Source organism: Marinoscillum sp. 108 (genome assembly GCF_902506655.1).
GTDB classification, from domain to species: Bacteria; Bacteroidota; Bacteroidia; order Cytophagales; family Cyclobacteriaceae; genus Marinoscillum; species Marinoscillum luteum.
The window spans coordinates 1,243,202-1,260,301 of record NZ_LR734808.1; the positions used below are offsets into that span (position 1 = coordinate 1,243,202).

The window sequence follows — 17,100 nt, forward strand, 5'->3', positions numbered from 1 at the left end:
AGTAATCGTTTTTATTATTTTAATCCTTCAATAAAAATCCCATTGTAAGGCCTTGAACCAGAATGGAGAAAACCACACAACAATACGTGGTGAACAGAATGGTCTCTTTAATAACTGGCTCCATCCAGGTGAATTCAGCGAGAGAAAGTGCCAAGGCTACTGATATCCCTCCTCTTAAACCTCCCCAGGTAAGAATAATAATCGTTTTCGGTTCAAAAGTACGGAAAATAGACATGGCTTTTATCGGGAGAGATACTCCAATAAACCTTGCAGTAAGCACAATCAGGATGCCAGCACCTCCTACAAGGAAACTCGTAGGTGAGAAGGTATTTGCAATCACAATCATCTCCAGGCCTACCAGGATAAACAAAATAGCATTAAGCGCTTCATCCAGCAAGTGCCAAAACTTAAACACATACTCTCCGGTGGCGTTGGCCAACTTTTCGTCTCTCCCTTCATTGCCTATAAACAGTCCCATCACCACCATGGCTAGTGGTCCAGAAACGTGGATTAGCTCAGCAAGTCTTCCTCCAACCATTACAAGGGTAAGGGTAACAAGCACTTCCAGCTCCACATGGTCATTGTCAATAAAGTTTAGAAGCCTAAAGCCCAAGAAACCAAATATAGCGCCCATCAAGACACCACCTACAACCTCCTGACCAAATAAGATGGCCACTGAGGACGCGGTGATTTCACCTGCGCCATGAGCTCCATGAGCAGCCTCAGCTCCGCCATAAGTGGACTGTGCTATACCTAGTATGGTTAAGAAAATAACCACTCCTACCCCATCGTTAAAAAGTGATTCCCCTGCAATCTTAATTTCCAAATTCTTGGACATTCCAAATTTCTTAATCAGGGCCAGTACCGCAATTGGGTCTGTAGGAGAAATCAATGCTCCGAATAAGAGACAAAAGATATAATCAATCTCCACACCCAGTACAGGGAAAATGTAGTAAACCAGCGTACCTACGATGAAAGTAGAAAGGAGAGTGCCAACTGTAGCAAGCACCAAAACGGCCACCCTCTCTTCCAGAAGTTTCTTCAAATCCACCGACAAGGCTCCGGCAAAAAGCAGGAAGTTCAGCATGACACCAAGCAGAACTTCTTTGAAATCGAACTCTGTGATGATATGTTCCGCACCCCTTGTAACGGATGGAAATATATAACCAGCCAGTAGAATTGCCACGGACATCATGAGGGCAATAGCCATCAGTCCTATGGTGCTGGGAAGTTTGAGAACCGTGATGTTAATTAAGGTAAATACAGCGGCTAGAAATATTAATAACGTGATTAGGTCGAGTATACTCATTTGGTGAATTGTAATGGCTTAGAAATTAGTCCATATTGGCAATGCCAAAATAAAAACAAAAATATTACAAAAAAAATAATGGTTAACTTTTATTCCTTCCTAAAATAGCCTAAAATCCAGCATAATTCTAAATAAAAGCGGATTTTTATTAACAACATGAGAAATCAACCATTCTGGCATATTGCAATATTTTGTGTTTTAGCAATTATGCTCTTCGGCTGTAACTCCCTGCGAAAACTGGCCACGTCCAGAGATATTGATGCATATCTGAAACACTCGGAAATTTTCAGAAACGAATTCTCGGGATTTGTACTTTATGATCCGCTATCAGGGAAGTATCTGAAAACAAAAAATGCAGATCTGCACTTTACTCCTGCTTCCAACACAAAAATCCTAACCACTTACGCATGCCTTACCTCCCTTCCCGATTCCATTCCTTCATTTCTGGTTCAGCAAATGGCTGATACTATCCGGCTGGAGCCAATGGGAGACCCTACCTTTCTACACACAGACTTTCCCAATCAGCCGGTAATTAACCGACTCAAAAACAAGCCAATAGAGATTCATTTGCCCGATAACAAACTCACACCATTTGGGCCTGGGTGGGCTTGGGATGATTATCAATACAGCTACCAAACGGAGCGATCCTGGATGCCTATTTATGGTAATGAAGTGAGAATTTTTAACAGGGACACACTGAGTGTGGTGCCCGCTTTTTTCGAAGACTACATCAGCCTATTTGTAGGAGAAAAACCCGGGAGTCTTGTTTATAGGGAACGAAAATTCAACCTTTTCAATATCTGGATGGAGTACGACACCTCCTCATTTGAAAGAAAAATTCCATTTGACTACAGCGATGAGCTCCTGGCAAGGCTCCTGTCAGATACTACCAATGCGCCGGTATCCTTCAGCAAAGCTCCTCTTAGCAACTACACCACCCTGTACAATGAGGCACTGGTCCCTGCACTTACTCTCATGATGCAGCGCAGTGATAATTTTCTGGCCGAGCAACTCCTCATCACAGCGGCCAGATATAGCGGGTATAACAATCCGGACGCCTTCAGAAATCACCTCCTTTCAAAATGGCACCTTTCTTCTCCTATCCAGTGGGTGGATGGATCGGGGCTTTCTAGATATAATCTATTTACCCCCAGAGCCCTTGTGGAAATACTTGCTCTGATCTATGGTCAGCTATCGTGGAATGAAATCACAATGATTTTCCCCACAGGTGGTGTCTCCGGCACTCTGAAAAACTGGTATCCTGGAAATCCTCCTTACGTTTTTGCTAAAACAGGAACACTTAGTAACAATCATTGTCTAAGCGGTTACATCAAGACCAACTCGGGCAGGATCCTCATCTTTTCCTTCATGAATAATAACTACCTCTCCCCTGTCAGCGATGTGAAAAGAGAAATGCAGCGGGTGCTTGAAGCGGTAAGGGATGCTTACTGATCGCTCACCGAGCCATTCTCAGAAATCAGCCCTCCGGTAAGGCGCATCAGCTCCACCTTAGAATCGATCAAATTGTACAGGGCCTGTAGCTTCTGGTTAGTGGCCGCCAGGTGGTTATTCTGAACCACCCGATAATCAAATGAGTTGATGGTGCCTCCTTTGAACTTTTCTTGCGAGATGCTCAAATTAGTGGCTGCAGATCGCTCATTTAGCGCATTGATACCATATAGTTGTTTTCTGATCTGATACCGCTCATACGCTTCACTCAGGCTTCGCTTCAGACTGGTCTCTAGCTGATCTATCCTGAGATTTCCAATATCCTCCTGCACGATGCTATTGCGAATGGCACGGTTGACTTTGCCACCATTGAATAGATTGAAACTCAAAGTGAAATTGGCAAAATAGGTACCTGATTTGGAAACCAATGGCTCTGGAGGGTTTTCATAATCGGGATTGGGCCCTATGTACGTCGCACTGGTAAGGTCAGACACACTTCTGTTCCAATTGTATCCACCATTGAGTCTTACCGTGGGGAAGAGATCTGCCCTGCTTTGTCTCACCTGTGTTTCCAAAATAGACTGGGAAATATAGATTTTCTTTAGATCCACATTTTCTGAAAGCATCACCGCTTCCAGGTCCTCATATTGATAGTCATACTCCTCCAGTTTGAGATCATCAGTCAGAGTGTAATCCTTATTAATGTCATCACTCACCAGTAGCACATTCAGTGCTCTGATGGCATTATGATACGTCAGCATCTGGTTGATGTAATTGGCAGAGTCCGTGAGGTAGTTGTTCTCCTCAAGCAGTAGATCCGTGGTAACAGCACTCCCCATTTCATACTTGGTATTAGTATAATCATACCTGTCCTTACTGAGTGCCAGTTGCTTTTCAAAAGCATCCAGGCGTTCCTTCTCAAGAGCGGCCATGTAATAGGCAAGTATGATGGCCTGCAGGGTATTCGATACTACTACATCGGCATTTTGCATGGACTCGGCTTGCAGCTGATCCAGTCTGCGCTTACTGATAATAGCCTTATTGCCCTGAAAAATCAACCAACTCACCTGCAAAGAAGGAGTAAGCGCATAAGCCCGCTGGTCGTTCAGCTCAAATCCGGGAAATAATTGTCCCCCAAAAAATTGATTGTCCGACTGCTGATTTCTAATACTATTCTGACTTTGAAGATCGAGGGAAATGGAAGGTAAAATCCCAGCCTCACCCCAGGAATTATTATTGGTGGCCACATCCACGTTTCTCTTTTCAATGCGGATGTCGTAGTTCTTATCCAACCCAATGGCAATGGCATCACTAAGCGAAAGTGGCTCTTGTGCCCGCGCCAACCAACCACCGGCTATAAAAAGAATGAGTAAAGTATAATACTTCATTTACTTCAAAATTGTCTTGTTAAAAAAAGTAATGATTTAAGCTGATTCCTTGTATTCCTCCAGGCGCTTCTCATCCAACAGCACACGCTCTACATCTTCTCTGGAAGGTTTCTCACCAGTCCACAACCATCGCAGAGCCCTCCTGAAATCGTTGAATATCAGAATCAGAACCGGGAAGAACAAAAGAATGATGAAAGTACCTATCAGCACCCCATATGCCACAGATATGGCCATTGGGATCAGAAACTGAGCCTGGAAGCTGGTTTCTTTGATCAATGGGTACAATCCAAGCACTGTGGTCAGAGATGTCAGCATGATCGCTCTGAATCTGGCGATTCCGGCTTCATATGCTGCCTGATACACCGTTAGCCCGTCGTCTTTCACCAACGAATTGAACTTGGACAAGAACACAACGGCATCATTAATAATTACCCCGGAGAGTGCCACCATACCCCATACACTCAGTAGGGAAACGGGCAACTCACGACCGCTGACCCATGACTCTACACCATGCCCGAACATGGCACCAAACCAACCCAGGGGTATCATGATTACAACGAGCAAGGCTTGATAAAAGGACCTGAAGGTGATCATCAAAATAAAGAAAATCAACAAAAACGCCCCTCCAAAAAACAAGCCTATCTCTGCACCAGCACGGGCACTTTCCTTAGATTGCCCTCCGTAATCAATAGACACTGAAGGGAATTTCGCTTTAAGCTGAGGCACAATCGTGTCCTCAATTCTTTTGATGATGGGTGGCACTTCTGCAAAAGGATCTTGCAAATCAGCCTCTACCGTCACCGCCCTGGATGAATTGAAGTGTTTGATCCCGGACACCCCACGCTCAATGCGATAATCAGCCACCTGAGTCAGTGGGAACTCCTGCCCTGAAGCAGTTTTAATTTTAAGATCTTCCAGCTGGCTAATACTTTCACGGCCACTATTCGGATAACGCACCCACACGCGGAGTTCGTCATTGCCTTTCATGAAGCGCTGCACTTCCTCACCAAAGAAACCCTGACGCATTTGACGTGTGATGTCATCGTGCGTCAAGCCCAGAAAATAGGCCTCAGGACGCAAATCAAATAACATCTCCCTTCTCCCTACAGGCACATTATCCTGAATCTCCTTCAGGTCAGAGATATTCTCTAATTCTGCTTTCAAAAAGTCCTTCGCTTCCTTGAGCTCTGTATAATTTTTACCCAGCAGCATAATAGAAACAGGCTTGCCCCATCGGTTGCCACCACCTATGCTAAACTTTTCAGCTTCGGGTACAGGCCCAATTTCCTTCCTGATTTTATTGATCAGATCAAACTGATTGATCCCATACTCATCCAACTCTTCATACATCACATTCACATTACCCGCATGTGACCCGCTCTCACCATCACCAGAAAAGCCCACATTGGTGAAAGTATAAGTGATAATTTCCTTCTCTGTTTCAAACTCCTTCTTTAGGTCATCATTCACCTTCCAAATGGCATCATTAAACCTCGTCAGGTAAGACTCCACCTTCTGTTCACGCTCTCCGGGCTTGAAGGAGATGTTCACATTGAAGCTATTGAATGGGATCTGAGGGAAAAAGGTTGCTTTGATCTGCCCCCCTGCAAGAAGCCCGCTCACTACTATCAGAAAACCAAGCAGCACCGCCATGGATACCATTCTGTACTTCATCGAGTAGCTCAGCATCCTGCCATACACTTTATATCGCATGAAGTCAATGCCATTGTTCAGTACTTTTCTGATCTTATAGCTTCGGGTGTCTTCTTTCTTCACACTCAGCACCTTCTTGCTGGCAAGGTGAGCCGGCAGGATAAAAAATGCCTCCAGCAGTGAGAAACTCAAACTAAAGATCACCACATAAGCCATATCCTTCAGAAATTCGAATCCTCCTGTGAGGAACAACAAGGGAAGGAATGCTACAATGGTGGTAACCACCGACGTGAATACCGCTGGGAGTACTTCCAGAGTGCCCCTTACAGCTGCTTGTATGGGATTTTTCGACTTCTCAAAGTGTGCATAGATATTTTCAGCGATCACAATACCATCATCCACCAAAATACCAATCACCAGAATCATTCCGAACAGCGAAATCATATTCACTGTGAGTCCCACAAATGTCCCCAAAATGAACATCCCCAGGAAAGATGAGGGGATACCCCATGCCACCCAAAATGACAGTCTGATGCTCAAAAACAATCCAAGCGAAAGCAAAACCAACAGAAGCCCTACCAAACCATTAGAAGTCAACAAATCCAGACGCTGTGTCAGCATGTTATTGAAATCCCAGGTGGTAGTCAGCTGTACAGCGTCATTTTTGGCATTAAAATCCTTCACATAGGCATCTACTGCCTCAGAGATTTCTGTCAGGTCCTCAGCTTCCAGTTTTCTTACCTCCAAAAAAACAGCCTGCTTACCGTTAAGCAAAGCCTTGCTAGGCTCATCTGCAAACTGTTCTTTGATCGTTGCTATGTCTCTTAGAAGCAGCTTGCTTCCATCAGTATTACTTCGCACCACAATCTCTGATATCTGATCAGCCTCTGTTTCCTTGGCCTTGGATCGGATAAGAATCTCTTCATTGGCAGATTTAATAGATCCTGCAGAAATATCCCTGTTGTTCAATCTGACCGCACTGGCTACCTGATCAAAAGTGAGGTTATACCTCCTCAGGGTCTCTTCGCTTACCTCTATCGATATCTCCAGAGGTGGAAAGCCCGAAACATTGATCTGGCTGATTACTCCTGTAGCCAAAAGATCATCCTCTATCCCCTCAGCATATTCTTTGAGTGTTTTAAGACTTACATCTCCCGTCAGACCCAGCCACTGCGCGGTGGAGCGCTGACGCTGTTTGTAAACGATGGGTTTTTCAGCTCCTACCGGAAATGAAGAAATACCATCTACTGCATTTTTAACCTCCGTATATACCTCGTCTATGTCGTAGTTGTCAAAAGTAAGGATGGAGATGCTTGCGCTATTTTCTGAAGAGGTAGAAGTGATCTCATCGATCCCAGCTGTTGATTTGAGTGCCTCTTCTATTTTGGTGGTCACCCCTTCTTCCATCTCCTCTGGAGAGGCTCCCGGATAAGTCACAGCGATATTGATTACCCTGTCCTTGGCCGTGGGAAAAAAGGATTTCTTCGTATTCAGAAAACTCACCACACCACCAAACAGGGTCAGTGCAATCAGAATATTGGCTAGAATGGGATACTTAACAAAATAGGCTACTAGACCTTTTATAGTACTCATAGTCTGAATTTTTAGTTAGATCCAAGGTTTCCACCTACTGGAGGGTTAGTAGAATCTGGAGCTCCGGTTTCACGATCTATGTCTTTCTGCTCAAGCTTAAACACGATCATATTATTGTGGGCACTCACGAGTGGCTCTACCACCAGGTCCTCACCTACCTCGAGCCCGCTGATGATTACATTTTCATCCATGGTACGATGCACAAAAACCTGCTTGACCTTCAGCAGCGTGTCTTCCACCACAAAAACCTCATTGGAGTTGTAAAGTGCACTTCTGGGAATAATCATCCCGTTTTCCACCTTCCTTGCAGGAATGGCGGACTGTATAAACTGACCATCATAAATCTTCTGCTTTCCTGGCTCTATAGAAATAAAGACATCTACCGATTGGGTATTTTGATTTACAAAATCACTCATTCGTATCACCTCTCCCGCCCAGCTCTGCTGGGTTTCTTCCGAATAAATTTCAACCGGAGTGCCCAGCTGCACCCATGGAATGTCCTTGGTCTCTACAGAGACCTTCAACTCATGCGAGCCTGTCTTGATGATGGTCCCAATCTTGGTGCCAGGGTTAATGAACGCACCTGATTCCATATTCACTTCGGAGATACTCCCATCGAAAGGCGCGTAATAACGATACTTCTTCAATCGCTCTTCTGCACTTTTGATGGTATAAAAAGTGGAATAGATCCCTTTGGTAGCCATGAAGGTTTTCTCCTTTTCAGATTTCGCCTCTGGCAACTCAGGTAAGTCCTTGTTAATATCTATAGAAGCGAAATAGGCCTCCCAGGCTTCAAAATTGCCAGAGTGGTCTATCTTCATATCGGGCAGTATGGCCGCAATGTCCCTGAGAAAATTGCTCTTTTGAGACTTCAGCGTGAGCGTAGCTTCTTTATCGTCTATGTAGAAGAGCAAAGTGCCCTTTCGGAAATTCTGTCCTTCCTTGAGTCTCACCTGACCTTCAAACATCCGTCCAGAAACTTCTGACAACAAGTCCAGAGACTGAGCCGTTTGTACCCTTCCAAAGGCCATTACATGCGTTTGGATGTCCTCATAAGAAACAGGAACTGTCTTGACATACTTCTTTACTACGGGTGGTTTTTTCATCTCCGGGGCTTCCTTTTGTCCGGCAAAGAAAAAGCTCATGCCGAAAGCCAATACCAAGACCCCCAATGTGATCCCAAGGATCATCCATTGTCTTTTTTTCATGTTAGTTTTAATAGATTGTGATAAGTCAAATGTGTTAAAAGGATTTCTTCATCTTTTGTTGCAAAAAAATAGGGTTACTTGATGAACGGAAGAAAAAACACTTTGAACTGTTATTGAGTATAATAAGAGGCAAAACTAATCGAATTATGAGCAAACCAGAGAAAATAGATTTAACCGATGCTGACTGGAGTGAGAAGCTCACCCCTGAGCAATATCACGTACTCAGAGAGAAGGGTACAGAACGGGCATTTACAGGGCAGTTACTCAATAACAAAGCCGATGGCATATATGAATGCGCCGCCTGCGGCAATCCATTATTCAAATCAGACACCAAGTTCGATTCCGGATCGGGCTGGCCAAGTTTTTTCGAACCCTACTCCAAAGACTCTGTAGTACTCAAAATGGACAAATCCTTTGGAATGGTGCGCACTGAAGTGGAATGTGCCCGATGCGGTGGACATCTGGGGCATGTCTTTCATGATGGCCCACAGCCCACAGGAGAGCGCTACTGTATGAATAGCATCTCCCTCAACTTCAAAGCGGAGGAATAATGGCTTATCTACATCGTAAGAAGGGCTTGCCCCCTTCTTGCGGCAGAGAATAAAAATCACCCCACTCAAGTTCCAGAATAAATCAAAATCGACATATTTGCCTGTTCAAACTGTATGAAAAGGCATGTATAATGTAGTCGTAATTGGGGGAGGCATCGTTGGCCTGGCATCTGCCCTCAAAATCAAAGAAAGCAATCCCAAACTGCGTGTAGCCGTAGTGGAAAAAGAAAAAGGGCTGGCTACCCACCAAACGGGACATAATAGTGGTGTGATCCACTCAGGACTATATTATAAGCCTGGCAGTCTGAAGGCCAAAAACTGTGTGGATGGTTATCACAAACTCATCAAGTTTTGCGACGAAGAAGAAATCCCCTACGAGCTCTGTGGCAAGATAGTAGTGGCCACCAACGAAGAGCAAATCACCACGCTCAACATGCTCTATGAGCGAGGCATCCAAAACGGCCTCACCGGGATGAAAAAACTCAATAAAGAGGAATTAAACGATTACGAACCTCATGTGAATGGCATAGAGGGTATTCATGTTCCTCAGACTGGAATCATAGACTACAAAGCCGTAGCAGCGAAGTATGCAGAAAAAATCCGGCATTTTGGTGGCGACATCTTTCCCGACAATAAAGTACTGGACATACAGGAAAACAAAGGCTTCATTCAGGTGATCACCCAGCATCAAACCCTGACAGCCCGACTGGTCATCAACTGCTCTGGCCTGTTTTCGGACAAAGTAGCTAAGCTAACAGGCGTACCTGTGAACTATCGGATCATTCCATTCCGGGGTGAGTACTTCAAACTTAAAAAGGAAAAAGAACACCTGGTGAAAAACCTCATCTACCCTGTACCGGACCCCAACTTCCCTTTTCTTGGGGTCCACTTTACCCGAATGATCGGTGGCGGCATTGAGGCTGGTCCAAATGCAGTGCTGGCCTACAGAAGAGAAGGTTACACCAAATCTGACATCAACCTGGGTGAATTGGCTGGCACACTGGGGTGGAAAGGATTCAGAAAAGTAGCCGGGAAGTACTGGAAAACCGGATTGGGTGAATTTTACAGGTCCTATTCCAAGTCAGCATTCACCAAAGCCCTCCAGGAACTACTACCAGAAATACAAAAAAATGACCTGGAACCGGGTGGGTCTGGTGTGAGGGCACAAGCCTGTGACCGTGAAGGTGGCCTGATCGATGATTTTTTGATCTTGGAAAGCGATAAAGTGATCAATGTAGGCAATGCACCCTCTCCGGCAGCCACCTCGTCGCTGGCCATCGGCGAACATGTAGCAGGGCTGGCCTTGAAACGATTTGAGAAAGTGACAGTAGAGAAGAGCTAAAAGGAAAGGCCCTCCATTAACAATGGAGGGCCTTTCCTTTCTTAGCAACACTTATGAAGCCTCTTTTCAGAAATTGTCCAAAGCGTTTTGATAGTCTTCTATCTGCTTTTCAATCACCTTTTTATCTCCTACCACCACGATGGTCATTTTCTCATAATCCAGATACTTACGAGTCATCTCAGTCACCTGCTCGGGTGTGACGGCATAAACATTCTTTACATATTCGGTGAGGTATGAGTCATCCAGGCCGTATAAGTCTAGAAACGACAGCTGACCGATAATTCCACCAGGAGATGAGTTTTGCAAAACAAATATCCCTGCTCTATAATTCTTAATACCGTCCAATTCTTCAACTCCCGGGACCTCACTCCTCAGCTTATTGATCTCATACGAAATCTCCTTGAGAGAAGGCCCTGTAACATCAGTGGTCACATCTGCCATTTCATACCAGGTGGCAGCTCCATACCTGGTATCTACTGTACTTCTGGGTGAGTACGTATAGCCTTTGTCTTCCCTAATGTTCGAGGTGATCCTGGAGGCAAAAGAACCTCCCAACAAATAATTGGTCACAGAAAGTGGAATGAAATCCGGATGCGAAGGATCTACCACAGGCAGCCCCATGATGATAGTAGACTGGGGAGCATCTGCCCTATCCAGAATTTCCACACCGGGCTTAGCCACAGCCTCAGGCACATCAAAGCTCACAGCAGGGCCTGTGACCCACTGCGAGAAGGCTTTGGTTATTGCCTCCTTCATCTCAGCCTCATTGAAAACGCCAGCCACATACACCACCGTACGCTGAGCTCCAAAATTGTCGCTGTAAAATTTGCGTACATCATCAATGGTGTAGCTATCCAGTATTTCCTCTGTAGGGTAGATATCTCCATAAGGATGATTTCCATATATAATCTTATTGAACTTCTCCGTAGCCTGAGGCTGCGGCCTGGACATCTGAACACTCAGGTCTCTTTTCCTGTCATTGATCAATCTGCTGAGTTCTCCTCCTGGAAAAGCCGGCTGCTGCAACACATCGGCGATCAGGCCTACAAGGTCAGCACCAAATTCGGAAAGCACCTCGCCTGACGCTGTGGTCTGGTTGGGGCCTACTCCTATATTGATCTGACCACCCATATTAGCGGCAGCCAGTGATACCTCCTGAGCTGTGCGGGTGGTGGTGCCCTCCTGCATCAGGTCAGCGGTAATATCTGCCAACCATATCTGACCTTCCCCTTCATGAATATTGCCGGTTTTCACTACAGCACTGACAGTCACCTTCGGAAGGTTTCCGTAAGGTATCATCACCACAGTCAAACCATTATCCAGTTTGAAAGTGGTTTTCTCAGGTAGGGTAAAATCCTTTGGAGTTCCTCCGGCGGGTGGTGTTTGTTTTTGAGCAAACACTGCCAGGCAAATAACGATGTTGAATAAATATAATGTAATGCGCTTCATGACCTTATCAATTTTCTTCAGTAGTAGGTTCCAAAATCAAAATCGTTCGATTTTCAGGCACGAGGTATTCCTCTGCCGTGCGTTTCAATAGGTCAGGAGTGATTTTCCTGAACTCGCCTTCCAGAAGGTTGATTCTTCCCGGGTCATCATCGAAAAGGGCAAAAGAAGCCAAAAGGTCAGCGCGTCCAAATCCGAAAAAACCTCCCAAATTGGAGTAAAGATCCGACCTCATTTTGATCAATGCCCGATCCAAATCTGCCTGAGTCACTTCCTTGGAGGTGAACTCATCAATCGCCTGATTTAACACTGCAGTAATGCTATCGGAGGGTACTTCCGCATCATGAATGAGTGACCCCATCCACAACATCGGACCATTATAGTTAAACATGTTTCCGAGTAAGTTGATCCCTCCATCCACAGATCCTGTATATCCTTTTTCCTTTACAAAGCGCTGATTTAGCAACGCATCGTCTCCCTGCAGCAAGAGTTGATCAATTAATCCCATGGCATAATACTCTGGTGTATTGCGCTCTGGCATGTGATAGGCAAAGGCCAATGCAGGGCGAGTGGCCAGCTTATCTGGTTTGCTAAACACCTTTTCGGCTGTTTGCTTAGGCTCTGAAATATCCGCTACCGGAGGCAACTCAGCTGAAGGCAAGTCACCAAAATACTCCTGAATCCATTGTCTGGTCTCGTCCTTCTCAAAATCCCCTACTACCACCAGTACTGCGTTATTAGGAGCATAGAAGGTATCAAAAAAGCTTTTCACATCTTCAAGAGTGGCTGCATCCAGATCTTCCAGGTCTCCATAAAAGTTGTGTGCATTATACCAGTTTTCATTGGCGTACTGTGGCATATCCAACCAGGGAAATCCTCCATAGGGTTGGTTCAGTACATTAACTTTTACCTCATTCTTCACTACTCCCTGTTGGTTGATCAGGTTATCCTCAGTGATGGCCAAACCGCTCATTCTGTCTGCCTCTGCCCACAAGGCAGTCTGTAGTTTGTGCGCCGGCAAAATCTCAAAATAATTGGTGAAATCGAATCTGGTAGATCCATTGAGGACTCCCCCATTTTGTTGTACCAGTTTCACAAACTCCATTTTGCCTAAGTTCTCTGATCCCTGAAACATCATGTGTTCAAAAAGATGAGCAAAACCTGTTCGATCCTGGGGTTCGATCCTGAACCCAATGTTATAATACACCGCCACAACCACAGTCGGAGCAGTTTTATCCTGAGAAAAAACCACTTTCAACCCGTTGTTGAGCTTATAATAATCTACTGGCACTTGGTATGAATAGTCCTGAGGGGATTCTGCCTTTTGGGGATTGCACCCAAACATCAGAGACACCAGCACCACACCTGTCCATTTGCATATTTTGTTCATATTGAAAAAATTTAAACTTTTAGTAGCGTGTTTCTTGTTAAAGGTAACAAATCACAAATCTCACTTGTCAGACTTTTTATGAACGGATTAAAATTATTAAGTACGGTAATTATCCTTGGAATCCTCAGCCAGGCATGCGCCCAGGAAAAAACAGCTAATGAGAGCGGCCAGGAGAAAACTACAGAAAGTGATATCATCCCAATTAAACTAGCAAATTCGGAATGGAAGCAAAGACTTTCACCGGAAGCCTATTATGTAATGAGAGAGCAAGGCACAGAGCGTGCTTTTACAGGAGCCTATTGGGATCATAAAAAAGAAGGAACTTATGTGTGTAAAGCCTGTGACCTACCTCTATTCAGCTCTGAGACCAAATTCAAATCCGGTACAGGGTGGCCGAGTTTCTATGAGCCTCTGGCAAAGTCAAATGTAGGGGAAGAAAAAGACTCTTCATACGGGATGGCTCGCACCGAAGTGCATTGTGCCAGATGTGGTGGTCACCTAGGACATATTTTCCCTGATGGCCCCAAACCCACAGGTTTGAGGTACTGCATCAACTCTGTATCTCTGAATTTTAAACCGAAGGACTGATTCCGAGCTGCTCGTGGATGAACGCCTCTGCCCGCTTCTCCATATAACTGTAGGCATTTCCCGGCAAGGTAAATCCAACGTGTCCTCCCTTTTTGGGTGTTTCCAGGTAAACAAATTCGCTTTGATGAGCAATGTCATAAGGCGAACAGGCAGGCCCCAACATCGGATCGTTTTGAGCATTCACTATCAACACTGGTACGCTTATGCCTGGTAAGTATTGATCGCACGTAGCAGATGCAAAAAAATCGTCCTTACTCTGAAAGCCATGAAGGGGAGCCGTGTATCTATCATGAAAAGTATCAAAATCTTTCAGTGAATCTAGCCCCTCTGAAGAAACCACCCCTGGGTGCGCCTCAGCCTTGATCCTGATTTTCTCCACCAGCTTCTTCAAAAAACGCTGCTCATAGAGTCTATTCTCCTTTTTCAGAAGTTGGATCGCACTGTCCCGTAGGTCACAGGGTACGGAGAAGAAAACACCACCCTTGATCTCGGAAGCTCGTGACTGCTCACCGAGGTATTTCAGGCTCATGCTTCCCCCCATGGAATATCCCACCAGCGCCACCGATTCGTAACCTTCCTCCAGCACCCGATCAATGACCACTGACAGGTCTTCTGTGTCGCCATGATGATAAAATCGAGGCAAACGATTCATCTCTCCGCTACAGCTCCGGCAGTTCCATGCCATAACGTCCCATCCCCGATCTCTGAAAAATTTGGCAGTGCGCTTGACATAGTACCTTTCCGATCCACCTTCAAGTCCGTGAGTAATCACAATACACCTGTCTTTGTTGTTTTTGATCCAGTCTAAATCCAAAAAATCTCCATCTCCAAGCTCAAGCCGTTCGCGCTCATAGAGGTCGTTGGGCTCCTTAAAGAACATGGAGGGCACAATGGTCTCAAGGTGAGCATTGAAAAGGTAAAATGGCGGATTCTTGTATTCCGATTTCTTAATAACAGGCATTCACATTATTTATCGGAGTTCTGGCACTAGTTATCCAGGGCACCATCTTCTACCCAGCACGCAATCAGGTCTATTTGCTGCTGAGTGAGATCTGGTCTTCCGGCTGGCGGCATCTGTCCGGCATTGGTTCTGACCTTGATACGAGCTGCCTGCCCGATAACCGAAGCCTTACTCGTGAGCTGTGGCGACTGCACATCTCCATGACACCCTTGCACAGCACAGTTGGCACTGATGATAGGCATAATATCAGCATCAAGACTGACACCAGTGTCGATAGTGGCAGAAACAGAAGCTACGCATCCGCTTTCATCCTTAACAGAAAAAGTGTAATCCCCGGCTGCAAGTCCATCAAACTCTGAAGACGATTGAAAAGTACTGCCATCCTTGCTATAAGTGTAATCCCCATTACCGGATGAGGCTCCCAGAGAAACCGAGCCGTTGGCTGAGCCACAACCAGCTGAAGACTGGCTTGCAACAGCAAGCGTCACCCCACCACTCTCAGAAGCAATATTCGTACTAACAGTCGCGGTACAGCCATTCTGATCCATCGCAGTAACGGTATAATTGCCAGCAGACAAGGCATCAAAGGTGCCCTCTTGCTGAAAGTCCGTACCATTTATACTAAAGGTCACAGCGCCCTCGCCACCAGTAGAACTAGCTACCAGACCTCCCTTGTCTGAGCATGTGGTAGGCTCCACGGAGACAATGCTCACCACGAGATCCGACCCTGAACAATCTTTCTTTAAATCGCTCTCCTTTTCGGACGAGCATGACACAACAATCAATAGGAGGATAAAGGAAATGGAATGAGATCTTTTCATCTGACTGACAGGTAGGTGAACAACTAAACAGTAATTAAACAATATGAATGTACAAAAACCTGAAGATAGATACGGAAATTTTAACTTACATCTTCCAAATGATCCTCCAATACTTCCCAGGTATGATCCGAAAGGAGCCTAACAGAAGCTTCATGCTTCTCAAAAGGCAGCTTACGTCCCCACTCAGCAGGCGCTATCATGGAAAGAAATTCGCTTCCGTCTTTTCTCCTGTACAGGTGGTAAACCTGATGTATAACCGGAGTGAAATTCAGAGTAGACTGATAAATTCGTTCGGAGACCTTTACTCGCATTTTGAGTTCATGGGCCTGCTCCATAAGCACCCGCATCTGGTCCATGACCTGCCTAAACTGCCGGTCTGTTTGATCATGCATGGCTGCCAGGGCCTGGCCTTTTATTTTTCCTTTGTCCTCAGGCTTGATAAGTGCACTGCCCACTGTGTGAGCAAATGCGATTAACCCTGGAAAATCAGTGATTTTTTCACGCTCCTTCTCCAGATCTATTTTGGAGACGTCAATTTTGTTTGCTTGCATCTTTTATTCCGCTATACGCTCGGGTAAGCTCTTTTTTGCTCCCGGCCAGGTGGTTCTTCTGCTCATATCATAGCCGATAGCCATCATGATCATGAGAAATATAAGTGCCACAATAAAAAAAACCTTCTTAGATCTTTTCATATCCATCAAGTGAACTGCAAATTTGAGGAATAGTTTTAAGATAAGATATGACGATAGACGGTAAATTAATCGAGAAATCACCTACCCAGGATGTAACGGACTCTTTCAAGAAAAGAGAATTTGTAGTGGAGTATGCGGAAAATCCGCAATACCCGGAGTTTTTAAAATTTGAACTCATCCAGACCAACTGTCAGCAATTAGACGGTTTTGAAGTAGGAGATGAAATGACCATTTCATTCAACCTGAAGGGAAGAAAGTGGAATGACCCAAAAGGAGGTACCAAATACTTCAACAGCCTCCAGGCATGGAGACTCGATAAAAAATCAGGCTCAGGAGATACGCCTCCTCCGCCACAAACCGATGAAGGGTGGATGAAGGAAGACTTCTCTTCTGATGAAGACCTACCCTTTTAAATTGCGCTTTTTCCTGAACGTTATGGGAATATAGTCGTCGGTAGGCAATCCAAGGTGTGCAAGGTCCCAGTCACGGTCATAACTGTTGACAAGTTGGCGAATACACTCCACCCGATCTTCTGTGGGAAAAGGACATTGATCCCAATAGAAAATCTCAACGCGATAGTTATATTGCTTTTTGATACCATTTACCCGTACCTCAACCTCTATGTCCTGTTCTTCGTTAAGTTGAGGAATGTCGATGCCTATGATTCCCATGAGTGTTTCTGTTTGTTTCTATTGGAATAACAAAAAAT

Annotated in this window: 16 protein-coding genes; 5 read left to right on the top strand and 11 right to left on the bottom strand. The window is 45.1% G+C overall.

The features are described 5' to 3' along the window. Window positions 1-19 precede the first annotated feature (19 nt). On the bottom strand, window positions 20-1,309 hold the full coding sequence (locus GV030_RS05105) for a sodium:proton antiporter (protein WP_159580429.1): 1,290 nt from the start codon (window positions 1,307-1,309) through the stop codon (window positions 20-22). A 156-nt stretch (window positions 1,310-1,465) separates the two neighbouring features. Here GV030_RS05105 and GV030_RS05110 point away from each other — a divergent pair, with 156 nt between their 5' ends. Beyond that, complete coding sequence (locus GV030_RS05110) at window positions 1,466-2,761, top strand: D-alanyl-D-alanine carboxypeptidase/D-alanyl-D-alanine-endopeptidase (protein ID WP_159580431.1); 1,296 nt, start codon at window positions 1,466-1,468, stop codon at window positions 2,759-2,761. Here the strand turns inward: GV030_RS05110 and GV030_RS05115 are convergent. Genes GV030_RS05115 through GV030_RS05125 form a run of 3 tightly spaced genes read right to left on the bottom strand, consistent with a single transcriptional unit; the run spans window position 2,755 to window position 8,600 of the window. Next, window positions 2,755-4,146: a TolC family protein gene (locus tag GV030_RS05115; protein ID WP_159580433.1), complete on the bottom strand. Its 1,392-nt coding sequence runs from the start codon at window positions 4,144-4,146 to the stop codon at window positions 2,755-2,757. The two genes, GV030_RS05110 and GV030_RS05115, sit on opposite strands and share 7 nt — an antisense overlap. Before the next feature lie 36 nt (window positions 4,147-4,182). Next, a complete protein-coding gene (locus tag GV030_RS05120; protein ID WP_159580435.1) occupies window positions 4,183-7,392 on the bottom strand; it encodes an efflux RND transporter permease subunit in 3,210 nt (1,069 codons plus the stop codon). 11 nt (window positions 7,393-7,403) lie between these two features. Continuing rightward, the gene (locus tag GV030_RS05125) at window positions 7,404-8,600 is read right to left on the bottom strand and encodes an efflux RND transporter periplasmic adaptor subunit (protein WP_159580437.1); all 1,197 of its coding nucleotides are present in this window, start codon (window positions 8,598-8,600) and stop codon (window positions 7,404-7,406) included. Window positions 8,601-8,746: 146 nt separating this feature from the next. Between GV030_RS05125 and msrB (GV030_RS05130) the strand changes: the two genes are divergently transcribed. Both msrB (GV030_RS05130) and lhgO read left to right on the top strand, forming a co-directional pair. Beyond that, window positions 8,747-9,151: a peptide-methionine (R)-S-oxide reductase MsrB gene (gene msrB, locus GV030_RS05130; protein WP_159580439.1), complete on the top strand. Its 405-nt coding sequence runs from the start codon at window positions 8,747-8,749 to the stop codon at window positions 9,149-9,151. Window positions 9,152-9,275: 124 nt separating this feature from the next. After that, window positions 9,276-10,493, top strand: coding sequence for an L-2-hydroxyglutarate oxidase (gene lhgO / locus GV030_RS05135; protein ID WP_159580441.1), 1,218 nt, complete (start codon window positions 9,276-9,278; stop codon window positions 10,491-10,493). A 66-nt stretch (window positions 10,494-10,559) separates the two neighbouring features. On the opposite strand, the gene GV030_RS05140 is transcribed toward lhgO, so the two are convergent. After that, a complete protein-coding gene (locus GV030_RS05140; RefSeq protein WP_159580443.1) occupies window positions 10,560-11,942 on the bottom strand; it encodes a pitrilysin family protein in 1,383 nt (460 codons plus the stop codon). A gap of 7 nt (window positions 11,943-11,949) precedes the next feature. Beyond that, entirely contained in the window at window positions 11,950-13,329 is a 1,380-nt protein-coding gene (locus GV030_RS05145; protein WP_159580445.1) for a pitrilysin family protein, read from the bottom strand. Between the two features lie 78 nt (window positions 13,330-13,407). On the opposite strand from GV030_RS05145, the gene msrB (GV030_RS05150) reads away from it, so the two are divergent. Next, window positions 13,408-13,917, top strand: coding sequence for a peptide-methionine (R)-S-oxide reductase MsrB (gene msrB / locus GV030_RS05150; protein ID WP_159580447.1), 510 nt, complete (start codon window positions 13,408-13,410; stop codon window positions 13,915-13,917). On the opposite strand, the gene GV030_RS05155 is transcribed toward msrB (GV030_RS05150), so the two are convergent. The 4 genes from GV030_RS05155 to GV030_RS21480 form a co-directional block, all read right to left on the bottom strand. After that, on the bottom strand, window positions 13,901-14,878 hold the full coding sequence (locus GV030_RS05155; protein ID WP_159580449.1) for a YheT family hydrolase: 978 nt from the start codon (window positions 14,876-14,878) through the stop codon (window positions 13,901-13,903). The two genes, msrB (GV030_RS05150) and GV030_RS05155, sit on opposite strands and share 17 nt — an antisense overlap. A 26-nt stretch (window positions 14,879-14,904) precedes the next feature. Beyond that, window positions 14,905-15,699 (bottom strand): hypothetical protein, encoded by a 795-nt coding sequence (locus tag GV030_RS05160; protein WP_159580451.1) that lies wholly within the window; start codon window positions 15,697-15,699, stop codon window positions 14,905-14,907. Between the two features lie 80 nt (window positions 15,700-15,779). Next, entirely contained in the window at window positions 15,780-16,250 is a 471-nt protein-coding gene (locus tag GV030_RS05165) for a DUF2452 domain-containing protein (protein ID WP_159580453.1), read from the bottom strand. Window positions 16,251-16,253: 3 nt separating this feature from the next. After that, window positions 16,254-16,391 (bottom strand): hypothetical protein, encoded by a 138-nt coding sequence (locus GV030_RS21480; RefSeq protein ID WP_185155806.1) that lies wholly within the window; start codon window positions 16,389-16,391, stop codon window positions 16,254-16,256. A gap of 47 nt (window positions 16,392-16,438) precedes the next feature. On the opposite strand from GV030_RS21480, the gene GV030_RS05170 reads away from it, so the two are divergent. After that, window positions 16,439-16,804, top strand: a complete 366-nt coding sequence (locus GV030_RS05170) for a DUF3127 domain-containing protein (protein ID WP_159580455.1) — start codon at window positions 16,439-16,441, stop codon at window positions 16,802-16,804. On the opposite strand, the gene GV030_RS05175 is transcribed toward GV030_RS05170, so the two are convergent. Further along, window positions 16,793-17,062: a hypothetical protein gene (locus tag GV030_RS05175; protein WP_159580457.1), complete on the bottom strand. Its 270-nt coding sequence runs from the start codon at window positions 17,060-17,062 to the stop codon at window positions 16,793-16,795. The two genes, GV030_RS05170 and GV030_RS05175, sit on opposite strands and share 12 nt — an antisense overlap. Window positions 17,063-17,100 lie beyond the last annotated feature (38 nt).

What these genes read in the sequence shown, in the direction of transcription:
- msrB (WP_159580447.1), top strand. Translation starts at nt 13,408, where the DNA reads ATGAACGGATTAAAATTATTAAGTACGGTAATTATCCTTGGAATCCTC.
- GV030_RS05175 (WP_159580457.1), bottom strand. Translation starts at nt 17,062, where the DNA reads ATGGGAATCATAGGCATCGACATTCCTCAACTTAACGAAGAACAGGAC.
- GV030_RS05105 (WP_159580429.1), bottom strand. Translation starts at nt 1,309, where the DNA reads ATGAGTATACTCGACCTAATCACGTTATTAATATTTCTAGCCGCTGTA.
- GV030_RS05165 (WP_159580453.1), bottom strand. Translation starts at nt 16,250, where the DNA reads ATGCAAGCAAACAAAATTGACGTCTCCAAAATAGATCTGGAGAAGGAG.
- GV030_RS05110 (WP_159580431.1), top strand. Translation starts at nt 1,466, where the DNA reads ATGAGAAATCAACCATTCTGGCATATTGCAATATTTTGTGTTTTAGCA.
- GV030_RS21480 (WP_185155806.1), bottom strand. Translation starts at nt 16,391, where the DNA reads ATGAAAAGATCTAAGAAGGTTTTTTTTATTGTGGCACTTATATTTCTC.
- lhgO (WP_159580441.1), top strand. Translation starts at nt 9,276, where the DNA reads ATGTATAATGTAGTCGTAATTGGGGGAGGCATCGTTGGCCTGGCATCT.
- GV030_RS05120 (WP_159580435.1), bottom strand. Translation starts at nt 7,392, where the DNA reads ATGAGTACTATAAAAGGTCTAGTAGCCTATTTTGTTAAGTATCCCATT.
- GV030_RS05155 (WP_159580449.1), bottom strand. Translation starts at nt 14,878, where the DNA reads ATGCCTGTTATTAAGAAATCGGAATACAAGAATCCGCCATTTTACCTT.
- GV030_RS05125 (WP_159580437.1), bottom strand. Translation starts at nt 8,600, where the DNA reads ATGAAAAAAAGACAATGGATGATCCTTGGGATCACATTGGGGGTCTTG.
- msrB (WP_159580439.1), top strand. Translation starts at nt 8,747, where the DNA reads ATGAGCAAACCAGAGAAAATAGATTTAACCGATGCTGACTGGAGTGAG.
- GV030_RS05140 (WP_159580443.1), bottom strand. Translation starts at nt 11,942, where the DNA reads ATGAAGCGCATTACATTATATTTATTCAACATCGTTATTTGCCTGGCA.
- GV030_RS05170 (WP_159580455.1), top strand. Translation starts at nt 16,439, where the DNA reads ATGACGATAGACGGTAAATTAATCGAGAAATCACCTACCCAGGATGTA.
- GV030_RS05160 (WP_159580451.1), bottom strand. Translation starts at nt 15,699, where the DNA reads ATGAAAAGATCTCATTCCATTTCCTTTATCCTCCTATTGATTGTTGTG.
- GV030_RS05115 (WP_159580433.1), bottom strand. Translation starts at nt 4,146, where the DNA reads ATGAAGTATTATACTTTACTCATTCTTTTTATAGCCGGTGGTTGGTTG.
- GV030_RS05145 (WP_159580445.1), bottom strand. Translation starts at nt 13,329, where the DNA reads ATGAACAAAATATGCAAATGGACAGGTGTGGTGCTGGTGTCTCTGATG.